This is a genomic window from Vibrio sp. 1402, from assembly GCF_033340275.1.
Genome location: NZ_JAWOWE010000001.1, coordinates 439,496 through 465,627 on the forward strand (window position 1 = coordinate 439,496; position 26,132 = coordinate 465,627).

Consider the following 26,132-nt stretch of genomic DNA (forward strand, 5'->3'; position numbering starts at 1 on the left):
CAGTGCTCAAGATAAGAACGTTTTGTGGCTAAAAAGGTAAAAAGTGACGCCTTCATACTCAAGACCCCGATTTTGACTATTTTTTTAATATAAATGGGTTATCATTCAATTAATTCAACGCCTTCGACAGAGAGGATGACTATGATTTCTAAATGGGCGAAACGCTTTTACCAGATGGCAGAACTAGTGGCGTCTTGGAGTAAGGACCCATCAACACAAGTCGGTGCCGTTATTACTAAACAGAATCGCATTGTATCTGTTGGATTTAATGGCTATCCGCATGGTGTTTCTGACAGTGTCGACACCGATGAGCGCGAGTTGAAATACCTTAAAACACTGCACGCGGAAGAGAACGCAATTTTGTTCTCAAAACGTGACTTAGACGGATGTGATATTTGGGTAACGCATTTTCCTTGCCCTAACTGCGCGGCAAAGATCATTCAAACAGGGATCTCACACGTACACTGCCCTGAGCAGTCTGAAGACTTTTTATCTCGCTGGGGAGATAAAATCCAAGTCAGTCAAGATATGTTCGACCAAGCGGGTGTGAAAGTCGACTGGTTACCGCTAGAAGACATTGAAATTGAAGACAAAGACGTGCGCTAGTATTCCATCTTAATATTTAAATAGCCCAGAGAGATCTGGGCTATTTTGTTATTAAATCTGCAAGAGGTCTCGACGTAGTCTTTTAACTGTGTTTTTTCGCTGTGAGCTCAGCAATTTTGACAATAACGAGTACTGATTTTTCCATCATTTCAACAGAAATAAACTCATGAATTCCGTGGAAGTTAAAACCACCGGTGAAGATATTCGGGCACGGCAAACCCATAAAAGATAAACGAGCGCCATCTGTACCACCACGAATAGGTTTTATAATCGGTTCCACATCACACGCTTCCATCGCTTGCTTCGCCAACTCAATGATATGAGGGTAAGGCTCAACCATTTCTCTCATATTGTAATAGCTGTCTTTTATTTTTAGCTCTACAGAACCATGGCGTAAACCCGTGTTCATTTCATCGACGAGTTTCTGCATAAAGGCTTTTCGCTCCTCAAGCCTTTGACGGTCAAAGTCTCTAATAATGTAACCGAGCTCGCTTCGTGCAACGCCCATTTCTGCCGATTTTAGATGGAAGAACCCTTCGTAACCTTCGGTTGTTTCCGGAGTTTGATCTTGGGGCATTTGAACTTGAAATTTCGCAGCCAAGTTCATCGCATTGACCATTTTGCCTTTTGCAGTACCTGGATGAACGCTAACACCATGAAAAATTACATCAGCGTTTGCTGCATTAAAGTTTTCGTATTCCAATTCACCTTGCGGGCCACCATCTATAGTGTATGCCCATTTCGCGCCAAATTTCTTAACATCAAACAAATCTGCACCACGACCGATTTCTTCATCCGGAGTAAAGCCGATACAAATGTCGCCGTGTGGAATGTCTGGGTTTTCCAGTAGCAGAGCTACCGCGGAAAGAATCTCTGCGATACCAGCTTTGTTATCCGCGCCAAGTAATGTAGTGCCATCGGTAGTAATAAGATTGTGGCCATGTAGGTGATGTAAATCTGGGTATTGCACGGGAGATAACACTTCATCCCCCAACCCTAATGCAATATCGCCACCCTGGTAATCTTCGATGAATTGCGGCTTTACGTTTTTGCCAGATGCATCCGGCGCGGTATCCATATGGGCAATGAAGCCGATAGGAGGAACCTCATAATCAACATTGGCTGGCAGTTTAGCCATCAAGTAGCCATTTTTATCCAAAGTCACGTCACTTAAACCAAGCTCGATCATCTCATTTTTAAGTAACTCAGCAAACACAAGCTGACCAGGTGAACTTGGGCAAAGCGTCACATGTGGATTGGATTGGGTATCAAACGTGACGTATCGAAGAAATCTTTCAACTAAATGTTTCATATTTATTCTCATTGTTTTGTACGATGAGGCCTTATCACGCATTGATAAGCTGACGTTGCCTCATCAAACCTCACGCTATGTTACGCTCTTAGCTCAATAAGAATTTGCTTTGAATCATTTTTTGATAAGAAAGGCTTTTGCGCTTTGCTTTCGCTCATTGAAGTATGAATTTAATCTAAAAGTTCCTCAGCCAGTACTCGCCACTCTTTAACCTTTTCACGAAAATGACGCCATTGCTTATCGGTCATCGAACGAGAAACATCTAATGTCAGTTGATCAACCAATGCAAAGTTAGAGTCAATATTCAGAGAAAGCTGCTCACTATAATAACTCTCTGGCTCGAACAAGAGTCGCATAAATATATCTTGATAAGTCACAACATTAGATTTGTTGTCGAACAAGTATTCGAGCTCTTGATATACCGTGGCTCGATAATCTCTCCATAAAGGGCTGTTTAAAATAACTTGCTGAGAAAATGTTTGAGCTAATTGACGCTGATTTCCTGATAGATTCCCCAGCCATTCTTCCATCCACTCTTCAGTGTTATCCAGAATAATTTCACGCACTTCGTCTTCTGTCTTATCGGCATATTTTGCGTTTCGCTCTTGATAATGTTCTTGTACATTACTCAAAAACTCGCGTTCTTGCTCTTTCGTTAATTGCAAACTTAACGCAAAAAGATCTGGTGCTGCTTTGCTGACCACTCTATCGTAATGCGCTCGCATTCTATCTCGATTTTTTTGTAAGTAATTTAAGGTGATATCGCTCGCTTTTAATCTCTCAAGGTCTTTTAAATGTTCGATATATAATGGTAACTCCTCTTTCTTGTGCCAGTCTGCCAACAATAATAAGCGCTCTTCCACTAGGACTTCTTGTTCCCCTTGCAACGAGACATAGTCCTCTAAGTAATCGAGCACGAACCAATCGATATTGCTGTATAAAAACTTTTTCGCACAACCGGCAAGCAGAAATACGAAGCAAAATAGAAGGCCATAACGAAGCGCCTTATTAGATACATCCTTTAATTTAGTCACTTATTCGTATTCCCTTTTCTGTTGATTAAGTTCTATACTCAACCTGTATCACTTAGTATTGCGGCAAACTTACACCAGTGTGACAAATATTGATTGCCACCTTAATAATATATAGAGTTTGAAATTAACTTTTTGATCACAGCTATCCGCAAAAAAGTGAGTTAGAGCGCAATTATCGGCTAAAAAACGTACCGAACGACGCTCCCTATAACGGCATATAATTTGCATGGATGTTTTTGGGATGGTTTATGGAGGCGAAGTATGGCAGCCGCTGAGCAACTTGATACCAGTGTAGAATATGAGATTCGATATTTTGAACAGGGGAAAATGCACTGCATGAGAGTCATTGCTGAAAGCAAAAAAGTGGCTTATCAGTACTATTTGGAGTGTGGTAAGCACAACAGTGACTTGTACTCTATTCGCCCAGACAAGTAAAAAAACCGCCTGTTAGGCGGTTTTTTTATTCGTCAGAATCAATATAAGCATTTGATTTTATTTATTATTACAGATTCAAATCCAACAATGTTATTTGATGTCGCCAAAGCGCTCAAGATAAAGGACGGTTGCTGCAGTACGAGAAGGAACTTGAAGCTTTTTAAGTAAACTCTTCATATGTACTTTAACCGTAGACTCAGAGATAAAAAGACGATCGGCAATTTGCTTGTTGCGGAAACCTCTTGCCACCTCTCTTAAGATCTGAGATTCACGATCGGTCAGTGTATCAAACACGTCCTCTTGCTCTGAACGTTCACTCAAATACTTAGAAACTTCTTGGCTGTATGCCTTGTCCCCTTGGTGCGCTTGTTTTAGCAACTCAACCAACTCATCAGGCTCAGTGTCTTTCAATAAATAGCCATCGGCACCACTTCGAACTATTGCTTCTATATCTGCTGGACTATCTGAAACGGTTAGAATGACAATTCTGGCTTCACAGCCATCTGCACGCAGTGCTTGCAAAGTATCAAGGCCAGACATGCCTTTCATATTAAGATCAAGAAGTACAAGATCCAGTTCTAGCTCATGCGCTTTCGCTACTGCATCCGCGCCATTACTTGCTTCTGCAATGACCTCAAACTCAGGCTCAAAGCTTAAAAGCTGGTGGATACCTCTTCGCATGAGTGGATGATCATCCACCAGCATTACTTTACACACTGTCACTGTTTACTTCCTTACTATGTTGGAATTCTAATTTTACGGTACAACCTTTGTTTATCGATGCTTCGATGTGCAGATCGGCATGCAGTCTAGCGGCCCGCTCTTGCATGATACTCATACCGTAATGATTTAATTTTTCGTCTTGATGTTCAAAGCCTATTCCATCGTCGCTAACGGTTACTGTGACTTTTCCATCATTATCGAGACATTGAATGTGAATATTATCTGCTTGCGCATGTTTGATAGCATTAATTGCCGCTTCTCTTATCAACTGTAGTAAATGAACCTGCTGATGTGCGTCCAGTTCAGTTGATGAAAGTCTATTTTTTAGCGTAATGTCCGCAGCAGTTTGTTCACTGAGCGTTTCAACCATGTCTTGCAATGCTTGGCCAAAACTACCCTCTTTAATCGTAAGACGAAACGTCGTCAGTAATTCGCGTAACTGCGTATAAGCCGCAGATAAGCCCGTATCTAGCTCGGCAATAACTTGATTAGCCTGCGCGATCGCCTTTTCGTCAGGCAAGTTCTTTACGCTTCTCTTCAACAAAGCGACCTGAATTTTTAAGTAAGAGAGTGCTTGAGCCAATGAATCATGCAACTCCCGAGCAATAGTGGCTCGCTCTTCCATCAGCAGAATTTGTTCTGCTTGGCGCTGCGCCCGATTGTAATACACAGCGCGTGATAAAATCTGCACGAAGTTGTCAATAAGAGCCTCGTTCGGACAAGGTAACCCTGCTTTCCAATATAAATAGCCCAAGTGCTCACCATCTAGCATCAGGGCTTTACCGTGGCAATCTTCATCACAATCTTGGCAGCATTCTTCTCCTTCCATCAATATCCAGCTCGGTTCTCCCAACTGCTCGATTTCAAGTTTGACCGCTTTAATGCCCTCAAGACTGACGATATGCTGCAAAATCGCCTGGAAATTGTCTTGATTAATACGCGACGCCGTGAGTTCTTTTGACGAGTCATACAGCACTTCTAAAGACTGGTTGGCATGCTGCAATTTACGTGTTTTCTCATCAACCGCTTGCTCTAATCCTCGGTACAACTTACCAAGGTCTGTCGCCATCCGGTTAAAGGTTCGAGTCAGTATTCCCATTTCATTATCGCTAGATACATTGAGCGATATATTGAATGAGCGATTTTTAATTTGCTCGCTAGCAAAAACTAAGGCACGCAGAGGTCGAACAACTTCGAGGCGCACAAAATGAACGACAAACATACTGACACAAAGGATGCCACCCAACCCTAACCCGCCGATCCAGGCTAAGTTAATCAGTTTTTGCTCCGAAAAGCTTTGCAGCTTAAATACAAACTCATCGATTTGTTCAACAAAACCGGCCACTAGGAGTTGATATTCTGCCGGGTTGTCTCCTCTAAGCACCGCCTTGAGTTCATGCCATCTGATAATAAGACGGTAGTAATCGTGAGTGATGTCTTCTGGCACAGACCAATGCTGAAGCGCTTTCATTGAAGGTGAATATATCGAATGTTCAAATGCGTCAATATGTGAAGAATAGTCAACAGATTTAACCTGAATATCATTCGCCAGACGGTAGCTTTGCATTCGCATCGAGCCAGCAACATTGACGGCTTCAGCATCGTTCAAACTGGACGCTAACGTAAAAATTGCAAAACCAGTCGTAGCAACTGAGAGCAGCAAAATAAGAAGCATTGCGGACGCAATCGTGCGCGTCACCGACTTTTTCACATTTTTAAACAATCTGAGTTCCTCGCCCATTAACAATCCTATTTGTACGTGCAATGAACCCATTACCTTTCAACTTTATCAATATGTGATCACCTGCGACGGAATTTATTGATCCAAAACAATATTGCATACCATTTACCCCCTAAGAGGTATTTATACAAATATGTCAAAAACTACAATTTCGTTAGTTTAAATGACAGTTTATTAATGAAAATTGTGGACTATGCTTAGTTTGGGTTCCAAGTTTCGAGGTGACTAAGTGGTAGACCTTTCCAGAAGAAGACTCTTTGCAAGAAAAGCGCACCCCGACAACGTCGTACGTTTGCCTTGGTTAACTAAACCGCAACAGTTTACGGACGATTGCACTCGCTGCGGTAAATGCATTGAGGCCTGTGAAACAAAGATTATAACCAAAAGTGATGGCGGATTCCCCTCGGTCGATTTTTCCATCGATGAATGCACATTTTGCTATCAATGTGCAAACGCCTGTCCTGAGCCCCTTTTCTTGCCAGAAACAGAACAACCTTGGCAAGCAAAAGCAAGTATCAACGATAACTGCTTAGCAAAACAAAATGTCGAATGCCGAAGCTGTGGGGATATGTGCGACCCGATGGCGATTCAGTTCAAATTAGAACTGGGGAAAGTAGCACAACCCAATTTAGACCTTGATGAGTGTAACGGCTGCGGCGCCTGTGTTTCAGTGTGCCCGACTTCATCCATCAATGTGAGCAATACAACAGCCTAAGCCGAATGTCGTCGGCCAAAGGCAATAAAAATAAATGAGAGAGCTATATGTCACTAAATGAAGTGCATATTTCAAGTTTGGTAGTACATGTGCTGCCGGAACATTTGGACGAAATCAAACAAAAGATAGAAGCACACGAAAATGCGGAAATCTATGGTGACAGTCCTGAAGGCAAGATTATCGTCGTACTTGAAACTGAGAACCAAGGTTTCATCACAGACACTATCGATGCCATTAACAATTTACCGAACGTCTTAAGCACGGTATTGGTTTATCACCAAATCGAAACTGGGCTTGAAGAAACGGATGAAGAAGACACTGGAACACAACATTCCCAAATCGAGGGTGAAGTATGAAAATGACAAGACGTGCGTTTGTGAAAGCAAACGCGGCTGCATCAGCTGCTGCTGTCGCAGGTGTGACACTACCAGCATCTGCAGCCAACCTGATTGCAAGCTCTGATCAAACCAAAATCACATGGGACAAAGCACCTTGTCGTTTCTGTGGTACAGGCTGTTCTGTTCTTGTTGGCACTCAAAACGGCAAAGTGGTAGCAACACAGGGTGACCCAGAAGCACCAGTAAACAAAGGTCTGAACTGTATCAAAGGTTACTTCCTTTCTAAGATCATGTACGGTCAAGACCGTCTAACTCAACCGATGCTACGAATGAAAGATGGCAAATTCCACAAAGATGGTGAATTTACACCTATCTCTTGGGATGACGCTTTCGACATCATGGCTGAGAAATGGAAAGCTTCCCTCGAGAAAAAAGGCCCAACAAGCGTAGGTATGTTTGGCTCAGGCCAATGGACAGTAATGGAAGGCTACGCTGCGTCAAAGTTAATGAAAGCAGGCTTCCGATCAAACAACATTGATCCAAACGCTCGTCACTGTATGGCTTCTGCCGTTGTAGGTTTCATGCGCGCATTCGGTATCGATGAGCCAATGGGTTGTTACGATGACTTCGAGAACGCAGACGCTTTCGTTCTTTGGGGCTCAAACATGGCAGAGATGCACCCGGTTCTATGGACTCGCATTACTGACCGCCGCCTAAGCCACCCTCACGTTAAAGTGAACGTGCTTTCTACTTACTACCATCGTTCATTTGAGTTGGCTGACCACGGCTACATTTTCAATCCTCAGTCTGACCTTGCAATTGCTAACTTCATCGCAAACTACATCATCGAAAACGATGCAGTAAACTGGGACTTCGTGAACAAACACACGAACTTCACTCAAGCAGACACTGACATCGGCTACGGTCTACGTGACGACGATCCGCTACAAAAAGCAGCGAAGAACCCGAACTCTGGCAAACTCACTTCTATCTCATTCGAAGAGTACAAGAAATCAGTAGCGCCATACACAGTAGAGAAAGCATCTGAAATCTCTGGTGTTGAGAAAGAGAAGCTTATCGAGCTTGCGAAGCAATACGCGGATCCAAACACGAAAGTGATGTCTCTATGGACGATGGGTATGAACCAGCATACTCGTGGTGTATGGATGAATAACTTGGTTTACAACATCCACCTACTAACCGGTAAGATCTCGACTCCGGGGAACAGCCCATTCTCACTAACGGGCCAACCATCAGCATGTGGTACCGCTCGTGAGGTTGGTACGTTTGCTCACCGCCTACCAGCGGATATGGTGGTTGCTAACCCTAAACACCGTAAGATTGCAGAAGACATCTGGAAACTGCCAGAAGGTACGATTCCACCAAAACCTGGCTTCCACGCCGTATTGCAAGACCGTATGCTGAATGACGGCGTTCTGAACTGTTACTGGGTTCAATGTAACAACAACATGCAAGCCGGTCCAAACATCAACACAGAACGTCTTCCAGGTTACCGCAACCCAGAAAACTTCATCGTTGTGTCTGACCCATACCCGACAGCAACAGCACAAGCAGCAGACCTTATTCTTCCTACCGCAATGTGGATTGAAAAAGAAGGTGCTTACGGTAACGCAGAGCGTCGTACCCAAGCTTGGTACCAACAAGTGGGCACAGTCGGTCAAGCAAAATCGGACCTTTGGCAACTAATGGAGTTCTCGAAACGCTTCAAAATGGAAGAAGTGTGGCCTGAAGAGCTTCTAGCGAAAGCGCCTCAATACCGTGGTAAAACAATGTACGACGTACTTTACCGCAATGGTAACGTCGACAAATTCCCTATCGAAGAAGCTCGTGAACTGAATGACGATGCTCACCACTTCGGTTTCTATGTTCAAAAAGGTCTGTTTGAGGAATACGCAACATTTGGCCGTGGTCACGGGCATGATTTGGCTCCATACGACCGCTACCACCAAGTACGTGGTCTACGTTGGCCTGTTGTTGATGGTAAGGAAACACAGTGGCGCTTTAAAGAAGGTTCAGACCCATACGCGAAAGAAGGTTCTGGTTGGGACTTCTACGGCAATGCTGACGGCAAAGCGAAGATCATTTCCGCGCCATACGAAGCGCCACCAGAAGTACCGAACGATGAATTTGATATGTGGTTATGTACTGGTCGTGTTCTTGAACATTGGCACACAGGCACCATGACTCGTCGTGTACCTGAATTATACAAAGCAGTACCAGACGCAGTGTGTTACATGCACCCAGAAGACGCAAAAGCACGCAATGTTCGTCGTGGTGAAGAAGTACTCATGGCAAACAAACGCGGTGAAGTACGCGTTCGTGTTGAAACTCGCGGTCGTAACCGTCCGCCAAAAGGCTTGGTATTCGTACCGTTCTTTGATGCACGTATTTTGATTAACAAGCTTATCCTAGATGCGACTGATCCACTGTCTAAACAGACAGACTTTAAGAAGTGCCCAGTCAAAATCACTAAGATTGCTTAACCTTCAGATACTGAATGCTACGGCCGTCATTATGGCGGCCTAATAAAGAATTTAAGCCATAAAGGCGGAGATGAAATGATGAAAAAATTACTTGTCGCAGTTTTATCTGTAGGTGCGTTAGTGACAGGCATTGCGCAAGCTGAGTTGGATAATCCAGGTGGTATTGGAGGTCTAGAATCTTTACGTGGAATGTCTCAATTGGAAGATACGCGTCCAGCAGACGAGTTCAAAGACTTCCCTAAAGATCAAATTGTTGAAGACAGCTATGTTTATCAACCACCGTTGATCCCACACAGCATTCGTCACTACGAAATTTCGTTAAATGCTAACAAGTGTCTTGCATGCCATAGCTGGAAAAATGCAAAAGAGTCAGGTGCGACTAAAATTAGCGTAACGCACTATGTAAACAGAGAAGATGCGGTACTGGCAGATATGTCTCCTCGTCGTTACTTCTGTTTGCAATGTCACGTTCCACAAACGGATGCAAAACCACTAGTGGAAAACGAGTTTAAGGCAGTCGATTCGCTTCAGTAATTGAAACGCGAGTACTAAGAGGTTACTTATGAAAATACTTAAAGCGTTTTGGAAGAGACTGTCGAGCCCGAGTAAAGCTGCCGCTGGTGTGGTTTTATTTCTAGGCTTCGCTGGTGGCCTTCTATTTTGGGGCGCATTCAACACAGGTATGGAAGCAACCAACACAGAAGAATTCTGTTCTGGCTGTCACGCGCCGATCGTTGCTGAAATTCAAGAAACAATTCACTACTCCAACCGTTCTGGTGTTCGTGCGATTTGTTCAGACTGTCACGTTCCTCATGAATGGACGGATAAGATCGTTCGTAAAGTACAGGCATCTAAAGAGCTATTTGCACACTTCGTAACGAAGACGATCGATACGCCAGAGAAGTTCCAAGAGCGTCGTGGACACCTCGCAGAGCGAGAGTGGGCACGTATGAAAAAGAATGACTCTCTTGAATGTCGTAACTGTCATGAGTTTGATTTCATGGATTACTCTCAGCAAGGATCACGTGCGGCAGAACAACACTCCACCGCTCTCGCTTCAGGCGAGAAAACATGTGTAGACTGTCACAAAGGTATTGCGCACAAACTACCAGACATGAGCGGCGTTGAAGGCTGGCACTAAGGAGACTTACCATGAGTACATTAGAATCTGTAATTTGGCATATCCTTGGCTACAGTGCTATGCCAGTGATTATTCTTTCCGGCTTTGTGGCGGTAGCAGCAATCTCTCTCTGGCTGCTGTCATTTGGTAAGGATAAAGAGGTGTAACGTAACGCATCTCTACTCGTCAACTAGCCTATTTGTTGACACTGAGCGCCGAGCAAATGCTCGGCGCTTTTTATTTATTAATCAATGGTACTTGCCAACAACAAACAAGCAATCATACATAAAAAAAGCGACCATAAAGGCCGCTAAGATTTACTGCTATAGGGAGTCGTTTAAGATTCTTTTACTGGCAGAACCTGTTTGACGTATTGTCCTGGCGCCTCATCAATAACCGGATGGTTTTCTGAGCCAATAGGGAAAGGCTCAACTTGCTCTTTAGGGTTGAATTGGAGTAACCACTCGTTCCAGTGTGTCCACCACGATCCCTCTTTGTGTTCCGCGTTATTCAACCACTCATCAGCAGAGTCATCCAAATTATCGTTCAACCAATAACCATACTTATTTTTAGCTGGAGGGTTCACGATGCCCGCAATATGACCAGATTCACCGAGGACAAACGTTTTGTTACCACCCGTGTTCAGCGCACCACGGTAAGTTCCCTGCCATAACGCAATGTGGTCTTCTTTCGTTGACACAAAATAGCTAGGAATTTTGATCTTATTTAGATCAATCCATACTCCACCAATTTTGACGCCTTTATCTTGCACCAGCTTGTTCTCTAAATAGAGCTCGCGAAGCAAGAAATTGTGAGATGCAGCGCTGACGTTGGTGCTATCGCTATTCCAGTACAACAAGTCGAAATCAACCGGACTGTTACCCTTCAAGTAATTGTCGACGTAGTAGTTCCAGTACAAGCTGTTTTCACGCAGTAAACTAAACGTCACGCTTAAGGAACGGCCGTCCATATACCCTTTTGTGTTATTTTGCGCTTCAATTGCACTAACAATGGTGTCATTGATATACGCGCCGACTTCACCTGGTTGAGAGAAGTCGAGCAACGTGGTGAAGAAAGTGGCAGACTTAATGCGCTTCTTCATACGTTTTGCAGCGTAGTAGGCAACCGTGCTTGCTAAAACAGTACCACCGATACAATAACCAGCAGCATTGATTTGCTCTTGTCCTGTTATATCTTCAATTGCAGCGACGGCTTTCACTACGCCTTCTGTCACGTAGTCACCAAACTCTATGTGCGCTTGTGCCTTGCCTGGATTGCGCCAAGACATCATAAATACACTATGCCCCTGCTCTAACAACCATCGAACCATTGAGTTCTTTGCTGTTAAATCAAGGATGTAGTATTTATTGATGAAAGGTGGGACGATGAGCAGCGGCGTCGCATTCACTTTCTCTGTTAGAGGTCGATATTGAATCAACTCAAACAATTCGTTTTGAAAAACCACATTGCCCTGTGTCGTCGCAACGTCATCTCCCACGCGGAATGCATTGTTATTCGTCATACGAATTTTTAAAATGTCTGCGCTCGACTCAACGTCTTCTTTCAACTGCTCTAAGCCTGCCAGTAAGTTTTGACCGTTTTGCTCAAGTGTCAGCTTCAAAAGCTCTGGGTTAGTGGCGATGAAGTTGGAAGGAGAAAGGGCGTTAATGGCTTGGCGAGAGAAAAAAATAATACGTTCTTTCGTCTTTTCATCTAAGCCTTCCAAAGACTCGATGGTGTCCAGATAGGTCTTACTAAATAAAAGGTAGGATTGTTTGATGAAGCTATACATGGCTTCATTTTGCCACGCTTCGTTTGAGAAACGCTTATCCCCTTTTTCAGCTTCGACGATTTGTGCTTGGTTCCCTGCCAATGCAACATTCTGCCAAATTTGCAGCTGCTGTTCCCACCACTGTGCTTGCAGCTTTAAAATCGCAGCAGGCTGATTCGCAGCTTGTTCGAACAGTTTGGCAGTATCCTCAAAGTTCACTTCTTGCATGGCCTTGTTTAAAGGAGAGTTCACGACTGCCTTGTTCACTTCGAAATCATGCCACCACTGATGATTGGTTTCCTGAAGCTTCACAAGATAGTCCGAAAAGAAGTGTTGAAACATAGTCTTACTCCTATATTCGGAAAAAACAACGCCGCCCAAATCTAGGGGCGGCGAGAATCGGACAAATTACGCTGGAGTAACAGTCTTTAGATTTTCCGAAGTCATTTTCTCAACGTCTTCTTTGAACTCTTTTGCAATCGCTTGAAGCTTGTTGCTGTCATCCATCATTTGTTGAGAAAGTTTAGTAAGTACGCTTAGTTGCTGACTGTTGAAAGCAGTCAATGACGTTACGTCTTTGATTTCTGTCGCTGCTTTCATCTGGTTTAGACCCACTTCACTGTATGTGCGAATGGCGTTCAATTGAAGCTCGGTCAACACTTCTACGTTTTTTGTCACTAGCTTGTTGAACTTCAAGTAAGGTTCTAGATTTTTTTCAGTTTGATCGCTAAATGTTTTGAAGAAATCTGTGTACATGGTTTGTCTCCTAGAGAAAGAATTAAAAATGTCCGTTTAAATAATTACTTAACTGTCTTTACAACCACAGCCGTGCCCATGCCGCCGCCCACACAAAGTGAAGCAACGCCATATTGACCATTTTGCTTATGAAGCTCGTGAACCAGCGTGACTAAGATTCGGTTTCCAGATGCACCAAGCGGGTGTCCTAGCGCGATAGCACCACCGTTAAAGTTCGCTTTATCTTGAATCGCGTTAACTGGAACTTGGTTTGTTTCCGCCAACTGATGAATCACGCCAAGTGCTTGCGCTGCAAATGCTTCGTTTAACTCGTAAACGTCGATATCATTTACTGTGAGTTCTGCGTTTTCGAGTGCTTTATTGACCGACTCAACAGGACCTAGGCCCATGATCTTCGGATCAAGACCCGATTGCGCATAGCTTACGATTTCAGCAAGCGGCGTTAATCCATGCGCTTTAACTGCGCTTTCAGACGCCACGATAATCGCACTCGCTCCATCGTTAATGCCTGATGCATTACCCGCAGTCACAGTGCCTTCGCGGTCAAAAGCAGGACGTAGCTTGCTTAAGGCTTCCATTGTCGCGTTCGCTTTTGGGTATTCATCCGTATCAAACATCACGGTTTCACGGCGTTGCTTTACTTCCACTGGCACAATTTCGTCTTGAAATTTGCCAGCTTCGATAGCGGCTACCGCTTTCTGTTGGCTAGACAGCGCGTATTCGTCTTGCTGCTGGCGAGTTAAGCCGATTTGTTTTGCTACGTTTTCTGCCGTCACACCCATGTGATATTGGTTGTAAACATCGGTTAAACCGTCCGCTATGAGCAGATCTTTTAGCTCCAGATTGCCCATTTTGTTGCCATCACGAATGCTGCTTGGTGCAGCAAACGGAATCTGAGACATGACTTCAACACCCGCTGCAACAACGATCTCAGCATCGCCACTACGGATATGGGACACGGCATCCATGACCGTTTTCATGCCACTACCGCAAACCATGTTTACGCCATATGCAGGAACAGATTCAGGAATCCCCGCAAACAGTGCCGCTTGGCGGCCAACACCCATTCCTTGACCTGCACCAACAACGTTGCCAACAATCACTTCGTCAACCTTGTCGCCAGGCAACTTTGCCGCTTCCAACGCGCCCTTAATCGCTACTGCTGCCAGATCGCCAGCAGAAGTATTTTTCAGGCTACCACCAAAAGCACCAATTGGAGTACGCTTCGCCGCTACGATAAATACTTTTTCCATCATCTTCTCTCCTTAGTGCATGTATAAGCCGCCGTTCACCGACAAAGTCTCTCCGGTGATGTAGGCGCCCGCATCGCTGACCAAGAAGCTCACTGATGCTGCAATTTCCTCTGGTGTCGCAAGACGTTTCATTGGAATTTGGTTCGTAATGGATTCCAGCACTTCTGGCTTCATTTGCTCAACCATTGGCGTACCCGTGTAACCCGGAGCGATAACATTAACTGTCACACCCGAGCGAGCACCTTCGTATGCTAAGGCTTTAGAGAAACCGATCATCCCAGCTTTCGCCGCCGAGTAGTTTGCTTGACCAAACTGCCCTTTAAGACCATTGACTGAAGAGATATTGATGACACGACCACCGCCTTTTTCGCACATTGCAGCGAAGAGGGGTTGCGTAACGTTGAATAAACTATTGAGGTTGGTATTGATGACATCATTCCAAGCTTGCGCAGTCATCTTTTTAAACACGCCATCACGTGTGATTCCTGCGTTGTTGACAACAACATCAATGGTTCCCTCCTCCCCAAGCAATTGCGCCAATTTCTCTGCACACTCTGTCGTGTTTGTTACATCCAACTCAAAAAGGCGAACCTGATCTTTGGTAAACCCTTTGCTGTTGAACCACTCCAGCGCACATTCGTAGTTACCTGTGAAATAAGTAGCGATTACACGGTAACCGTCATTGACTAATTGAGAGGAAATAGCAGAACCAATTCCGCCTTTTGATCCAGTGATCAAAGCGACTTTCTTCATTGAAGACTCCATTCTTAACGGCATTTAAAAAGCAAACTTAATACACTGATGAAATAGTTCACCAACTGACGTGTTTATTTATTCTTTTGACAACCAATCCCGTGCTGCCTTTATTTTAAGTTAACCTAGAAATATTACATTTCAAATAAAAAACTCACCCAATTGCATAAGATTGATTTAGATCTCATTACCCGTGAAATGTTATAAAATGGTTAATTTTACATAAGTCATTGTTTTAAATCACACTTCCACAAAAGCCACACCAACAGAAATAGAAACATAATTATTAAATATCATGAACTTACATACAGAATGGTAGAAGTTACATTATGTCATGATTTAAGATCTGAATTTTAAGCCTATATGATTACAACAAACTTGAGATTAGAATAATAATTCAATTATCGGTAAAAATAATTATCAAACATATCATTTAATTACTGCATTTAATGATAATTTAGTTATCAATTCGATTATTTTAATACAATGATGATTAATACCGATAAAATATAATAAATTGAATATATTTAATCTAAAAATGATATAAGAGCTTGTCTCATACTGGTGCAATACGCACTATTATGACGCATAGATTAAAATATAATTTCATTTTAAATTTATATATTCGAAGAACATCAACTAGCTACTAGTGAAAGTAATCGCTCGCTTTGTAGTAGCATCCTTTTCCACTTTGCACTATCTTTGTGGCTTCTCTTTAATCACTAAATCATCAACAGATATGAATCTTGCATTGCTCAGTATGTTCATCCCTACTTTCTTTTTTGTCTCAATCACGCCTGGTATGTGCATGACTCTCGCCCTAACGTTAGGTATGAGTATCGGTTATCGTCGCACGTTATGGATGATGATAGGAGAGCTTCTCGGTGTTGCGCTGGTGTCAGTCTCTGCGGTGTTAGGTATCGCTGCGATTATGCTCAATTATCCTTGGATGTTTATCGCGTTAAAGTTCATTGGTGGCGGTTATTTACTCTATCTTGGAGTTGAAATGTGGCGATCGCGAGGGAAACTTGCGATTAATGTCGACAACTTAGAAACACCAAAGAGTGACAATATCGCACTGATCATGCAAGGCTTCGTTACCGCAATCGCAAACCCAAAAGGCTGGGCATTTATGATTTCTCTTTTACCGCCTTTTATAGACCAAAACGCAGCGCTTGCACCGCAACTGATCATACTTGTCTCCATTATTTTACTGTTTGAGTTCATTTGCATGTCTCTGTACGCTACTGGTGGTAAAGGGTTGAAACACGTATTAGGTCAGTCTAAGAATGTACGTCTAATGAACCGTATCGCAGGCACTTTAATGATGGGAGTTGGTGTCTGGTTGCTACTAAGCTAAGGCAAACTGGAAACAATGAAAAATATTCTGAATAAAATAGCTAAAGTCATGGGTGAAGTATTGGACTTTCAAGCCCGAGTTTGGGTTGTGAACGTCTATAGCGGTGAGCATAAAGGCGAGTCTTATGTCGTTAATGAAGATGCTTTCTCTGTACCTCTTCAGTGGATGAAGAAGAAAGGCTACCAAGAGCCAATGTTGAATAAAGTCGAAGCAATGAAGCGCTCACAAGTCTTAGAGTTCGACTTGGGACTTGTGAAACATCGCTTGATGCGCGTGAAATAAGCACAAAAAAGCGCCACTCAAGATGAGTGGCGCAAGCACTTTTACCTTAAAAATAATGCTACGGCGCAGCGTCGATCTCAACTGGAAGATAATGTTTCGGCTCCAGTTTCAACCACTCAGGCAGCACAGTACCAATCGAAATCGAAGACCATGTCCCCGACAGAACGCCAATAAACATGGCGGTTGAGAAACCAGCCAAAGGCGCTCCTCCCATAATCCATAATGCACCAACAGTGATCAATGTCGTACCAGATGTCACCATAGTGCGTGAAAACGTCGCGATAACAGCTTGGTCATTGATGTCTTCTGTTTTCCAACTCTGTTTCGCAATCAACAGCTCACGGATTCGGTCTGCAATGATGATCGAGTCATTCAATGAGTAACCTAAAATCGCCAGCACAGCAGCAAAAACGGTTAAGTTGAACTCCATTTGAGTAATTGCAAAGAAACCAAGCACTAAGATCACATCATGGGCCAAAGCAAACAGTGAACCACTGGCCAAACGCCACTCAAAACGGAAACACAAGTAACCGAGAATACTCAACACACAAATCAACAATGCTAAGCCACCTTGTTCAAACAAGTCTTGGCCAACTTGAGCGCCAACTATACTGTTGCTGACAACATCAACTTGGTGAGAGATTGGCTTCAACACCTCTTCTACACTTGGCAACGTTTGTCCATCTTCCGGCGCAGAGTAACGAATCACCCAACGGCCATCTTCACCAGAGCGTGTCACTGACGCAGATTCACCAAGCTTTGGTTGCAGAACGTCAAGCAGATCATGGTTAGTTAGCTGCTTATCTACCTTTACTTCTGTCACCATACCACCAGTGAAGTCCAAACCTAGGTTCAACCCTTTAAAGCCTAGAGCGACGATCGCGATCACCGTTAAAATGATGGAAACTAGCGTAGTAAAGTAGCGAATTTTACGAATATTTTGTTTTAGCATTTCGACCATGATTAAACCCTCACATCACGACGGGCATCGCGGCCCCAAATTAAATTGATCATTGCTCGAGAGGCAAATACGCCTGTAAACATACTGGTTAACAAACCTAATCCGAGTGTTAAGGCAAAGCCTTGGATTGGGCCATTACCGATGGCGTACAAAATCACGGCGGTGATCATGGTAGTAATGTTGGCATCAAGGATGGTCGAGAATGCGCTGTCAAAGCCAAGATCAATCGCTTGAGCGAAGCTGCGACCTTCACGCATTTTGTCCTTAATACGTTCAAAGATAATAACGTTGGTGTCTACTGCCATACCGACGGTTAACACTAAACCGGCAATACCCGGAAGCGTTAGAACCGCTCCTGGTAACAAGGCGATTAAGCCAAGCAAACAAAGCATGTTGGCACAAAGCGCCACGTTTGCTACCCAACCTAAGCGGCGGTACCAAAGTGCCATAAAGGTCAGTGTTAGTCCCATACCTAAAGCCAGTGCTGCAAAACCGTTTTCAATGTTTTCTGCCCCCAGAGAAGCACCGATTGTTCGCTCTTCCACAATAGTAACCGGCGCAGTTAGTGAACCCGCACGAAGTAATAGCGCTAACTGCTGTGCATCGTCCATGCTACCTGCCCCAGTAATACGGAACTGGCTACCAAGTTGAGATTGAATAGTTGCGACGCTGATAACGCGCTCACTACGCTCAGTTACACCGCGATCGTTTGTTTTGTACTCTCGGTAAACGGTCGCCATTGGCTTGCCGATGTGAGTTGCTGAGAAGTCACTCATTTTCTTACCACCAGCGTGGTCAAGAGAAATATTTACCTCTGACATGCCCATTTTGTCGACACCAGCACGAGCGTTCACGATGTGCTCGCCCGTTAGAACTGGTCGTTTTGCCAAAATCACAGTACGACCGTCATTATCTTGAAGAACAAGATCTTGGCTGCTGTGTGCTTGGCTCGCATCTTTCACTTCATAAAACGCCAAGCTTGCTGTTGCACCAATAACGTTTTTCGCTTGAGCAGGATCTTGTACACCAGGGAGCTCAATTCGAATGCTCTCTTTACCTTGGCGTTGCACTAGTGCTTCTGTGATACCAAGTTCTTCAATACGACCACGCATGATCTTCAGGTTTTGTTGAAGAGTCGACGATTGAAATTCTTGGATATTTTGTTCACTTGGTTCAAGCACAAAGCCACGAGATGAACTTTTTGAAATCCAGCCCGGGTAATTTTGACGCAAGAACTTGTTCACTTCCGACAATGCTTGCTCGCTGTCACTGTTTACCGTAATTCGGTTGCCGCTTTCTGCTCGAACTTGCACACCACGAACACGTTGATCACGTAGGTTCGCTTTGATTTCATCAATCAATGCATCACGTTGTTCTTCAAACGCTTTATTCACATCAACATTCAACAAGAACTGAACGCCACCACGAAGGTCAAGACCGAGCTTAATTGGGCTAAAGCCCATCTCATTCAACCATTCTGGCGCAACCGATACGTATGAGAAAGTGATGCTGTCGTCTTTATTTAGCTCTTTGTTTAACAACACACGAGCTTTACTTTGCGCATCTTCACCATCGAATACAATGGTTGTTTTGCCGTCTTTTTCGATGATTTTGTCGGCTGAAATATGGTTGGTTTTTAGCAGTTGATTCAGATGAACAACCGACATTTCACTGTTGTTTTGCTCCGAAAACGTCAACTGGATAGAAGGCTGTTCGCCAAACCAAGTTGGTATAGCACTTAGGGTTAAAATAATGACCGTCGTGATTAATACTACATATTTCCAAGCTGAGTAGTGATTCATCAGCTTTCTGTTCTTTTGCTGCTTTGGTGTTTTTTTCATGTAAACATCATCCCTTCACGATGAAGTGAAGCTTTTAATAACAAGGCTTAACACACGACAGATGCTCCCAGAATAAATTCAGGGTATGAAATGCTCAGAACGCTCACGTCCTGTCGAATACAATCGTCGTGTTAAGAGTGCACAATGGTGCAAATAAATGGTGTTTAGGCAGAAAACTGACTATTGAGTGCGACGTACATGGCATTGGTCTCTTTCCAACCAGAAATGCGATGATCGCTTGTGAAATGATAAAATGTGGACTGGTTGTGACGCCAGTTAATGTCCATCAAGCTGTATGCGTAACCCGCATCAGCGTAAAACGGAGTAGTGAGATCGCCGACAAAATCTACGTGCTCGTCATCAAGCCCTTCCCGTAAGTAAGACGTCCAGCGCTGAGAGTTAAACAAAGCAACGGAATCGAGACTTGCATGGCCTTCAGATACTGGAGATTGAGAGCTTTCTTCTGAGACTTCAGAAAAATCGACGGAAGAGTTTGGCGATACACTTGCGGCTACAAAAGGTTGTAGCTTAGAAAAGTGCGGTACGTGAGCCTTGTGGTCGATTTGCGCAGCAGATACATGCACTGGTAGCAATACCATTGCAAATAGCAGCAAAATCAACTTTCTAAGGTAAATCCAAGACATAGGAACTCACTAAAAACACAAAGAGCCAAGTTAGGTCACTTGACTCGTTGATAGTATTCCTATTGATTATGGTTCACAACTAAAAAGTTATAAATCTCTGATTTCAGGTTTGCATCGTTATTGCATTTATCAAAACGTCTTTAGAGAACTAGTGTAATTGGTCGTGAGTTATCGATAAAAAATATCGCCCTTATCAACATCTAAGTAGATCTTGTTCTCTTGCTCCAAACCGCCACAATAGATGAAGTAAACGTTGCGCTTTTTGAACGTCACAGAACGAACCCAGCCTCCGAGCTCCTCAAAATCACTCGGATCACAGGTTTCATCGTCTAACAATTGCTGTGTTTTCTTACGGAAAATATCCAAGTGAACTTTTAAATCATCCGACTTCTGTAGGTATTCATCCAATATCTCTAAGCGCTCTTGCTCTTTAATAACTGGCTCTGCATCCGATAACCCTTCAGCATTCAACCATTCGGCTTTTTCTTCTCCACCCTCTTCATAGACAAGATAGCCGGAGATTCGGTACCACCCATCTACTTTTTCTAACACCGATACTTTTTCTCCCTTATAGAGCGTATCGACAACTAAAGCATTAGGGTTAGGCTTGTTGTAAACATTGACACGACGCTCAATAACGTAGTACTCGGTAACTTCCGGGGGAACGGCTTCTAAATCCAGAATCGGTTTAGATGTTTCTTTTTGCAGTGACGATTGCTCGACTTGTGTAGCCTTTGGTGCTTCAGGTTCATCTTTCTGCATAAAGAAGAAATAGTATCCAGCCCCCGCTCCGCCGAGCAACAGCATGACAATCAATGCGACGAGAATTTTCTTCATGCCCTTTTCCTTTTCATTCTTTATTCTTATCCCACCAGCAGCACGCATGTCGTAGAAATTTGGGTATATACTCAAAAGAGCAGGTCAACTAACGCGAGCAATAATGATCAACAGACTCAATTGGATACTACTATTTCTTCTGTTCCCGATAACGGGGCACGCCAATATTCAATGTAACCCATCGTCGTGGAATGACAATCTTACCCAATTCAATCGTTTAGAGTCCAATTACAATCAGCATGTTGAGGTATTCAATACACTTTTGACCGAACATAAACAGCGTCAGTTATTGTCCGAAACCTTTTCACTGCATGAGCTCGTGCTACTTTGGCGTGCCAAGTCGAACCAAAATGTGTTCAAAGCGCAATTAAAAGCATCGATTCAATACAAAGAAGAGCTCACAACTAAAGCGAATCAGCTGCTTAAATTGAGCACACAATCCCAATGGTCAGCAAATGGGTGGGAGATACTGGCCCAGAAGTGCCGCGAGTCAAACAAAACAGCCAATCAAATAACTGCGGAATGGTATAACACCAACGCTTTGGAACTTGCTGAAGATTACAAGCGCCTCTCTTCACAATATCAAACTCTGTCACAAGTCTATGATAAAGAAGCCCGAGCGCTTCAATACGCTCAAGATGTTTCGAAGTAAAAACAGAGCCAGTTTTGAATAGACGATGTTGGTTTTTCACTCCAATATTGGACGTTATTCGTGCTTTTTATCTTTCCTTAGTCGTGAATGATATCAAATGTAAATAATGGGATTGCTCCCTTTGACAAACTTGACTAAACCATGACCAAGACAATCAATTTATAGAGACATACGTCACATTAATGCTTTACTTATGGACATTTTTTGGTTAGTTTAGCCATTAATAAAATTTAATAAAAAGTCACATTTGGCTGGAGATGATGCTACAAACATGGTTATCAATCGATTAAGTAACAGGGAATGTCCTAATGCTACCAAAGCCAAGTTTTTGTCAGTAGTTAGGCACGTAAAAGAGTTCGGTTCAATCAGTGATTTGGATCTGTGTAAAATCTTCGGAGAAACAATATGGAGTGATGGGAGGGAATACCATTCAGCCGCGTTCTCATTCAAGGTTGATAGATACACAGGTAACTGTGAAATCTCACAATACAAAAACCAATAAGGCTTAAGAATTTATAAGGCGAAGTCAGGAAACGGACTCCGCTTTTTTGATCATGGCAATCGTAAAGTCGTGCTCGGAGTACCCCTCAATCAATCGTGTATTCGGACACAGCAACCGACAATAGCGAAAGACACCTTCTTTATTGTGCGACGCTAACATTTTCATGCTGGGTAGTTTGGATTCATCCAACAAGTTAAACACACAACCTTTCTCTGTCGCTCGGTACATTTTATCAATCATTTCAATGGTATGATTTGGGTTGGTGGATTGATAGTTCAATGATCCGGAAGCAAAAACAAAGTCGCAACGAGGCAATACCAACGTTGAAAAGTCGCCACATATAAACTTACTTTGCGTACGAAAATCTCGTTTTCTGGCTTCAGAGATAAACTGTTTTTGCTGATCAATGCCAATATAGCTTTGAGGAAGCCCCCCCGTAAGTTCGATAAACGCTAACAAGTCTCCGTAGCCGCACCCAATATCTAAAATACTTGAACCGTCTAACGTTAACCCTCGGCACAACGCCTCAAAACGGCTGATCTGACTATACTTATCTGCCCATCCCAGAGTTCGGGCTCTGTCTTTACCAAACTGTCTATATCGCTTTCGATGATAGTGGGCAATCTTAAGTCTATCGAAAAATTTCATCTTTCTTATGCATAAATCGGCAAACTGCCATTTCCTTTCACTTGTCTAATCGCCAGGTGGGTATGAATATCTTTCACATTTTCTAATCGCTGTAACTTTCTAGTAAATGTTTCATAACCAGCGAGATCTTTACTGACCACCTCTAACAGGTAATCATAGGCCCCTGATACGACATGGCATGAGATCACTTCATCCATCTCAACAACGGCATGTTCAAACTCATCAATCGAAGAAGCTTGGTGGTTATTTAAACTCACTTCAACAAATACAGTCATCGCGATGCCTACAGTGTCTCTGGACACAATAGCTCGATAACCACTTATTACACCTTCCTGCTCCAAACGCTTAATGCGTCTTGCACAAGGTGATGCCGATAGCCCTACTTGGTCAGCAAGTTCTGCCGTTGTCAGAGTGGCATCCTTCTGCATTAGGTTGATAAGTTGCCTGTCAATTTTATCCATTTATTCTTCCGTGCCTTTAATCACCAACAATTAACACTTATACGCAATTTATCACCAACATCAAGCCTAATTACGTCAAACTTTGCCTCCCTTTGGCAAGAGTTTTATTCAACAATTAACACATCATTTACAAATGGACATGTCGATAATGATCTTGGGATACGCAGCTATATTAACGACCTTACTGCTTTGGTCTGGTTTCTTTATTTCTTTAAAAGGGGGCGCAATTTCTGCCTTGCAGCCAGCCGATATCGCGTTAGTTCGCTTTCTAATCCCAAGTATAATTTTATTACCATTTGTGATTAAGCATAAACAGTCGCTGCGCGTAGTGCCTAAACGCTACCTGGTTGGTGTTGTGGTTGGAAGCGGCCTTCCCTATCTTCTGGTCGTCGGAACGGCTATGCATTTCGCTCCCGTGGCGCACGGCAGTGCATTAGTACCTGGCACTTTGCCATTGTTTGTTTCTGCTATCGCGGTACTTTGTTATCAACAGTCGCTGAGTGCTCACCGCTTAATCGGGCTTTCTACGGTGCTGTTAGGGATTTTCGTATTCCTTCTTTCTAATAGCGGCGCAGAGTACAACTGGTCTCAATTACAAGGGCATATCCTGTTTCTAACTGGCAGCATCATGTGGGCTGCTTTCACCATCAGCGCTCGTGTCGCCAATCTTAATGCACACGTCTGTGCAGGATTCGTTGCAATCGCGTCTTTGGCTCTGCTCATCATCGCTGTTGGTTTCGGGTGGGTAGACAGTTATTTGGTGGTAACACCTTTCAGCCAGTGGCCATGGGAGGAGTTATTTGGCCACGCGATGCTACAAGGTGTTGGCGCAGGTTTAATCGCTTCTTTCACTTTCATTTATGCAATTAGGATCATCGGTGCCGAAGCCAGCGCTGCTTTTGGTTCATTAACTCCAGTCGTCGCGACACTTCTTGCCGTTCCAATTTTTGGTGAACAACCAGATTCTCTCACTTGGTTAGCGCTGATGTTGGTCACATGCGGCAGTATTGTGGCAAGCCAAATCTTTATGAAAGATGGAATGAACCAAACTTATCGCCCACCACTTCACAGATAGCGATGATTTTACAAAAACTTATGCCTTACTATCTTGAATAACAAAATGGCGTTTTGATAGCCTCAGCTTAACTAAAAAATTAAAACGCCAATGTGATGCCAGCCACTCATACTAAAGATGAACTGCATAGGTTTCTCAAACCGGGAATGAAGCTTTCTACTAATTTCGAATTTGGGCCTAAGGATCAATATACGTATTCCACCACCTATCTGGGGATGAAAGAAAATGCTTATTTGATTCTTGATATACCAATGCGTTTGCTTGAAGAGCAAGTGATGAGAAAACTCCCCAACGCCGATGTCATCGTGCGTGGTGTATCAGATACGGAGTTAGGCCATGTCATTGCGTTTAAGTCCAGCGTGCTGACTACGACCGTTCGACCATCCCCCCTTTTGTTTATCCGCATTCCAGGAACATTTGCAACCAAACCAGTTCGGGAACATGAGCGTTACAAGTTGCAAATGGACTGTAACGTTATTCATGCAGGGAATGTCTACGACGGTAGCCTTATCGATTTCTCTCTAGCAGGTGTTGGTATATCAACCTTGATTGAGCCCGAATTCAACGTGGGTGAGAGTGTTACCATCGAATGCCCGTTAAGCCACTATATCGGAGAAGAAAATCGATGTGTCATTGCCAACATTAAGAAATTGGTGAAGGGATGGGTAGTTGGAATTAAGTTTGCCAGTCCCATTGAGATGACTCACGAACTAAAAACAGAGTTACTGGAGCAATCCTTTCTAACCAGTAACGTCTGAACTTACTGCTCGCTAAAGCGCGTCGCCTCAAAGCTGTTGAGTATTCTGTGAACCGTATAGGTCACAAGCAGCGTCGCAACAATAGCAAACAAAATACTGCTCACGCGATACAGCGCACTGAACATTAAGTCACCATCCGGAGTAAGATATTGGCCGAACAAAATGCCTAATGTGGTTAAACCGCCAAATCCGGCTCCCGAACCGCTAGACTCTTTCACGTGCATATAACTGAACATCATAGCCCCAATCCAAAGCAATGGGACGATAAACAATAAGGTATCCGACCAATCGTATAATACAAGTTGTCCGACAATACCAAAGGTCACCCCCATCAAGGTCCCCATTGCTCTTTTTCGCGCATACCCTAAAGCACCGTTCCAATGCATAGGAAACAATAAAAGTAAGGTTGTCGCCTGAGCAGACATAGAGTCACTGAGGTCAAATAGCTGGAATACAAGGAAAGACATTGTAGCGATACTCGCCCCCATAAGGGCTTCATGACGCATGCGATGACTCTGTTTAGGCTGCGACGGTTTCGCTGGTGGCTGACGAGGTTCCGCATCGGGAATCAAAAATGTCACCACATAAGCAACGATCACTGAAATAACATTCGCTTGCAGATTGCTAAAGATTAGGTCATTTAAGTCAGTGGTTGGATAACTCGCAAAGTGCAGCATGATGCTTAAGCTCAGTACGCTGTTCGCTCCAAATAAGAATAAGCTCCCTTTTGACATACAGGCGAATTTATACAGGAACAACCCGAATGCAATGATTGTCATCATGCCTGGGTGCCCACCAAATAACCCACCAAGCACACCAACTTCTAATCCACACACAACCGCTGAAAAAATCAGTTGTCGTGCGGCATGTAGACTCATGACTGGCACCATTCCAAGTAACAGCATCGGGGTTACAGTAAAGAATACGCCATAGTTCCAACCAAATACTTTACATAAAGTGAAACCAATGGTCGCACCAGTTGCAATGCGCAAACACTGACGGAAGTCGTTTTCCGACATGGGGTGGTCCCATAACTTCATATCGCCTCCT

28 protein-coding genes are annotated in these 26,132 nt (G+C 43.6%); 13 read left to right on the forward strand and 15 right to left on the reverse strand.

Annotation, left to right across the window (positions count from 1 at the left end):
• The first annotated feature begins 141 nt into the window (after window positions 1-141).
• A complete protein-coding gene (locus R7044_RS01775; protein WP_005373515.1) occupies window positions 142-606 on the forward strand; it encodes a dCMP deaminase family protein in 465 nt (154 codons plus the stop codon).
• An 82-nt stretch (window positions 607-688) separates the two neighbouring features.
• On the opposite strand, the gene pepT is transcribed toward R7044_RS01775, so the two are convergent.
• Together pepT and R7044_RS01785 are read right to left on the reverse strand one after the other, a co-directional pair.
• Window positions 689-1,918, reverse strand: a complete 1,230-nt coding sequence (gene pepT, locus R7044_RS01780; protein ID WP_149192121.1) for a peptidase T — start codon at window positions 1,916-1,918, stop codon at window positions 689-691.
• 170 nt (window positions 1,919-2,088) lie between these two features.
• Complete coding sequence (locus R7044_RS01785; protein ID WP_149192122.1) at window positions 2,089-2,952, reverse strand: DUF6279 family lipoprotein; 864 nt, start codon at window positions 2,950-2,952, stop codon at window positions 2,089-2,091.
• Between the two features lie 261 nt (window positions 2,953-3,213).
• Here R7044_RS01785 and R7044_RS01790 point away from each other — a divergent pair, with 261 nt between their 5' ends.
• Entirely contained in the window at window positions 3,214-3,387 is a 174-nt protein-coding gene (locus tag R7044_RS01790) for a hypothetical protein (RefSeq protein ID WP_005373524.1), read from the forward strand.
• Between the two features lie 90 nt (window positions 3,388-3,477).
• Here R7044_RS01790 and R7044_RS01795 read toward each other — a convergent pair whose 3' ends face one another.
• Window positions 3,478-4,092 (reverse strand): response regulator, encoded by a 615-nt coding sequence (locus R7044_RS01795; RefSeq protein ID WP_031777156.1) that lies wholly within the window; start codon window positions 4,090-4,092, stop codon window positions 3,478-3,480.
• Between the two features lie 4 nt (window positions 4,093-4,096).
• Entirely contained in the window at window positions 4,097-5,833 is a 1,737-nt protein-coding gene (gene narQ / locus R7044_RS01800) for a nitrate/nitrite two-component system sensor histidine kinase NarQ (RefSeq protein WP_025767926.1), read from the reverse strand.
• A 247-nt stretch (window positions 5,834-6,080) separates the two neighbouring features.
• Between narQ and napF the strand changes: the two genes are divergently transcribed.
• From napF to R7044_RS01830, 6 genes are all read left to right on the forward strand, one after another.
• Window positions 6,081-6,566, forward strand: a complete 486-nt coding sequence (napF, locus tag R7044_RS01805) for a ferredoxin-type protein NapF (protein ID WP_081107471.1) — start codon at window positions 6,081-6,083, stop codon at window positions 6,564-6,566.
• Window positions 6,567-6,613: 47 nt separating this feature from the next.
• Window positions 6,614-6,922, forward strand: a complete 309-nt coding sequence (locus R7044_RS01810; RefSeq protein WP_005373535.1) for a chaperone NapD — start codon at window positions 6,614-6,616, stop codon at window positions 6,920-6,922.
• Window positions 6,919-9,408: a periplasmic nitrate reductase subunit alpha gene (gene napA / locus R7044_RS01815; protein WP_005389060.1), complete on the forward strand. Its 2,490-nt coding sequence runs from the start codon at window positions 6,919-6,921 to the stop codon at window positions 9,406-9,408. The genes R7044_RS01810 and napA overlap by 4 nt, the downstream gene beginning before the upstream one ends.
• A 78-nt stretch (window positions 9,409-9,486) precedes the next feature.
• Window positions 9,487-9,942, forward strand: coding sequence for a nitrate reductase cytochrome c-type subunit (locus tag R7044_RS01820; RefSeq protein ID WP_005389061.1), 456 nt, complete (start codon window positions 9,487-9,489; stop codon window positions 9,940-9,942).
• 28 nt (window positions 9,943-9,970) lie between these two features.
• Window positions 9,971-10,549, forward strand: a complete 579-nt coding sequence (locus tag R7044_RS01825; RefSeq protein WP_005373542.1) for a NapC/NirT family cytochrome c — start codon at window positions 9,971-9,973, stop codon at window positions 10,547-10,549.
• A gap of 11 nt (window positions 10,550-10,560) precedes the next feature.
• Window positions 10,561-10,695, forward strand: coding sequence for a TIGR02808 family protein (locus tag R7044_RS01830; RefSeq protein ID WP_005373546.1), 135 nt, complete (start codon window positions 10,561-10,563; stop codon window positions 10,693-10,695).
• A 170-nt stretch (window positions 10,696-10,865) separates the two neighbouring features.
• Here the strand turns inward: R7044_RS01830 and phaC are convergent, their stop codons facing one another.
• The 4 genes from phaC to R7044_RS01850 form a co-directional block, all read right to left on the reverse strand.
• Complete coding sequence (phaC, locus tag R7044_RS01835; protein WP_205391223.1) at window positions 10,866-12,641, reverse strand: class I poly(R)-hydroxyalkanoic acid synthase; 1,776 nt, start codon at window positions 12,639-12,641, stop codon at window positions 10,866-10,868.
• A gap of 66 nt (window positions 12,642-12,707) precedes the next feature.
• A complete protein-coding gene (locus R7044_RS01840; RefSeq protein WP_005373550.1) occupies window positions 12,708-13,055 on the reverse strand; it encodes a phasin family protein in 348 nt (115 codons plus the stop codon).
• 44 nt (window positions 13,056-13,099) lie between these two features.
• Window positions 13,100-14,308, reverse strand: coding sequence for an acetyl-CoA C-acetyltransferase (locus R7044_RS01845; protein ID WP_033906557.1), 1,209 nt, complete (start codon window positions 14,306-14,308; stop codon window positions 13,100-13,102).
• Window positions 14,309-14,320: 12 nt separating this feature from the next.
• A complete protein-coding gene (locus tag R7044_RS01850; protein ID WP_005373555.1) occupies window positions 14,321-15,061 on the reverse strand; it encodes an SDR family oxidoreductase in 741 nt (246 codons plus the stop codon).
• A 739-nt stretch (window positions 15,062-15,800) separates the two neighbouring features.
• Between R7044_RS01850 and R7044_RS01855 the strand changes: the two genes are divergently transcribed.
• Both R7044_RS01855 and R7044_RS01860 read left to right on the forward strand, forming a co-directional pair.
• The gene (locus R7044_RS01855; RefSeq protein ID WP_021035942.1) at window positions 15,801-16,421 is read left to right on the forward strand and encodes a LysE family translocator; all 621 of its coding nucleotides are present in this window, start codon (window positions 15,801-15,803) and stop codon (window positions 16,419-16,421) included.
• A 15-nt stretch (window positions 16,422-16,436) separates the two neighbouring features.
• Window positions 16,437-16,703 (forward strand): hypothetical protein, encoded by a 267-nt coding sequence (locus tag R7044_RS01860; RefSeq protein WP_005373566.1) that lies wholly within the window; start codon window positions 16,437-16,439, stop codon window positions 16,701-16,703.
• 58 nt (window positions 16,704-16,761) lie between these two features.
• Here R7044_RS01860 and secF read toward each other — a convergent pair whose 3' ends face one another.
• The 4 genes from secF to R7044_RS01880 all read right to left on the reverse strand — a co-directional run bounded on the left by secF (window position 16,762) and on the right by R7044_RS01880 (window position 20,986).
• Window positions 16,762-17,664, reverse strand: a complete 903-nt coding sequence (gene secF, locus R7044_RS01865; RefSeq protein WP_005373567.1) for a protein translocase subunit SecF — start codon at window positions 17,662-17,664, stop codon at window positions 16,762-16,764.
• Window positions 17,665-17,666: 2 nt separating this feature from the next.
• On the reverse strand, window positions 17,667-19,505 hold the full coding sequence (gene secD, locus R7044_RS01870) for a protein translocase subunit SecD (RefSeq protein ID WP_017635185.1): 1,839 nt from the start codon (window positions 19,503-19,505) through the stop codon (window positions 17,667-17,669).
• A 164-nt stretch (window positions 19,506-19,669) separates the two neighbouring features.
• Window positions 19,670-20,149: a hypothetical protein gene (locus R7044_RS01875; RefSeq protein WP_033906372.1), complete on the reverse strand. Its 480-nt coding sequence runs from the start codon at window positions 20,147-20,149 to the stop codon at window positions 19,670-19,672.
• Window positions 20,150-20,317: 168 nt separating this feature from the next.
• On the reverse strand, window positions 20,318-20,986 hold the full coding sequence (locus R7044_RS01880) for an SH3 domain-containing protein (RefSeq protein ID WP_005385650.1): 669 nt from the start codon (window positions 20,984-20,986) through the stop codon (window positions 20,318-20,320).
• A gap of 103 nt (window positions 20,987-21,089) precedes the next feature.
• Here R7044_RS01880 and R7044_RS01885 point away from each other — a divergent pair, with 103 nt between their 5' ends.
• Window positions 21,090-21,638: a hypothetical protein gene (locus R7044_RS01885; RefSeq protein WP_017635183.1), complete on the forward strand. Its 549-nt coding sequence runs from the start codon at window positions 21,090-21,092 to the stop codon at window positions 21,636-21,638.
• Between the two features lie 526 nt (window positions 21,639-22,164).
• Here R7044_RS01885 and R7044_RS01895 read toward each other — a convergent pair.
• Window positions 22,165-22,788 (reverse strand): class I SAM-dependent methyltransferase, encoded by a 624-nt coding sequence (locus tag R7044_RS01895; protein WP_005373579.1) that lies wholly within the window; start codon window positions 22,786-22,788, stop codon window positions 22,165-22,167.
• A 5-nt stretch (window positions 22,789-22,793) separates the two neighbouring features.
• Window positions 22,794-23,249, reverse strand: a complete 456-nt coding sequence (locus tag R7044_RS01900; RefSeq protein ID WP_005373581.1) for an Lrp/AsnC family transcriptional regulator — start codon at window positions 23,247-23,249, stop codon at window positions 22,794-22,796.
• 148 nt (window positions 23,250-23,397) lie between these two features.
• On the opposite strand from R7044_RS01900, the gene R7044_RS01905 reads away from it, so the two are divergent.
• Together R7044_RS01905 and R7044_RS01910 are read left to right on the forward strand one after the other, a co-directional pair.
• Complete coding sequence (locus R7044_RS01905; RefSeq protein WP_025767932.1) at window positions 23,398-24,324, forward strand: DMT family transporter; 927 nt, start codon at window positions 23,398-23,400, stop codon at window positions 24,322-24,324.
• A gap of 95 nt (window positions 24,325-24,419) precedes the next feature.
• Complete coding sequence (locus R7044_RS01910; protein WP_017635180.1) at window positions 24,420-25,082, forward strand: flagellar brake protein; 663 nt, start codon at window positions 24,420-24,422, stop codon at window positions 25,080-25,082.
• A gap of 2 nt (window positions 25,083-25,084) precedes the next feature.
• Here the strand turns inward: R7044_RS01910 and R7044_RS01915 are convergent, their stop codons facing one another.
• Window positions 25,085-26,122, reverse strand: a complete 1,038-nt coding sequence (locus R7044_RS01915) for a DUF2955 domain-containing protein (protein WP_017635179.1) — start codon at window positions 26,120-26,122, stop codon at window positions 25,085-25,087.
• Between the last annotated feature and the right edge of the window lie 10 nt (window positions 26,123-26,132).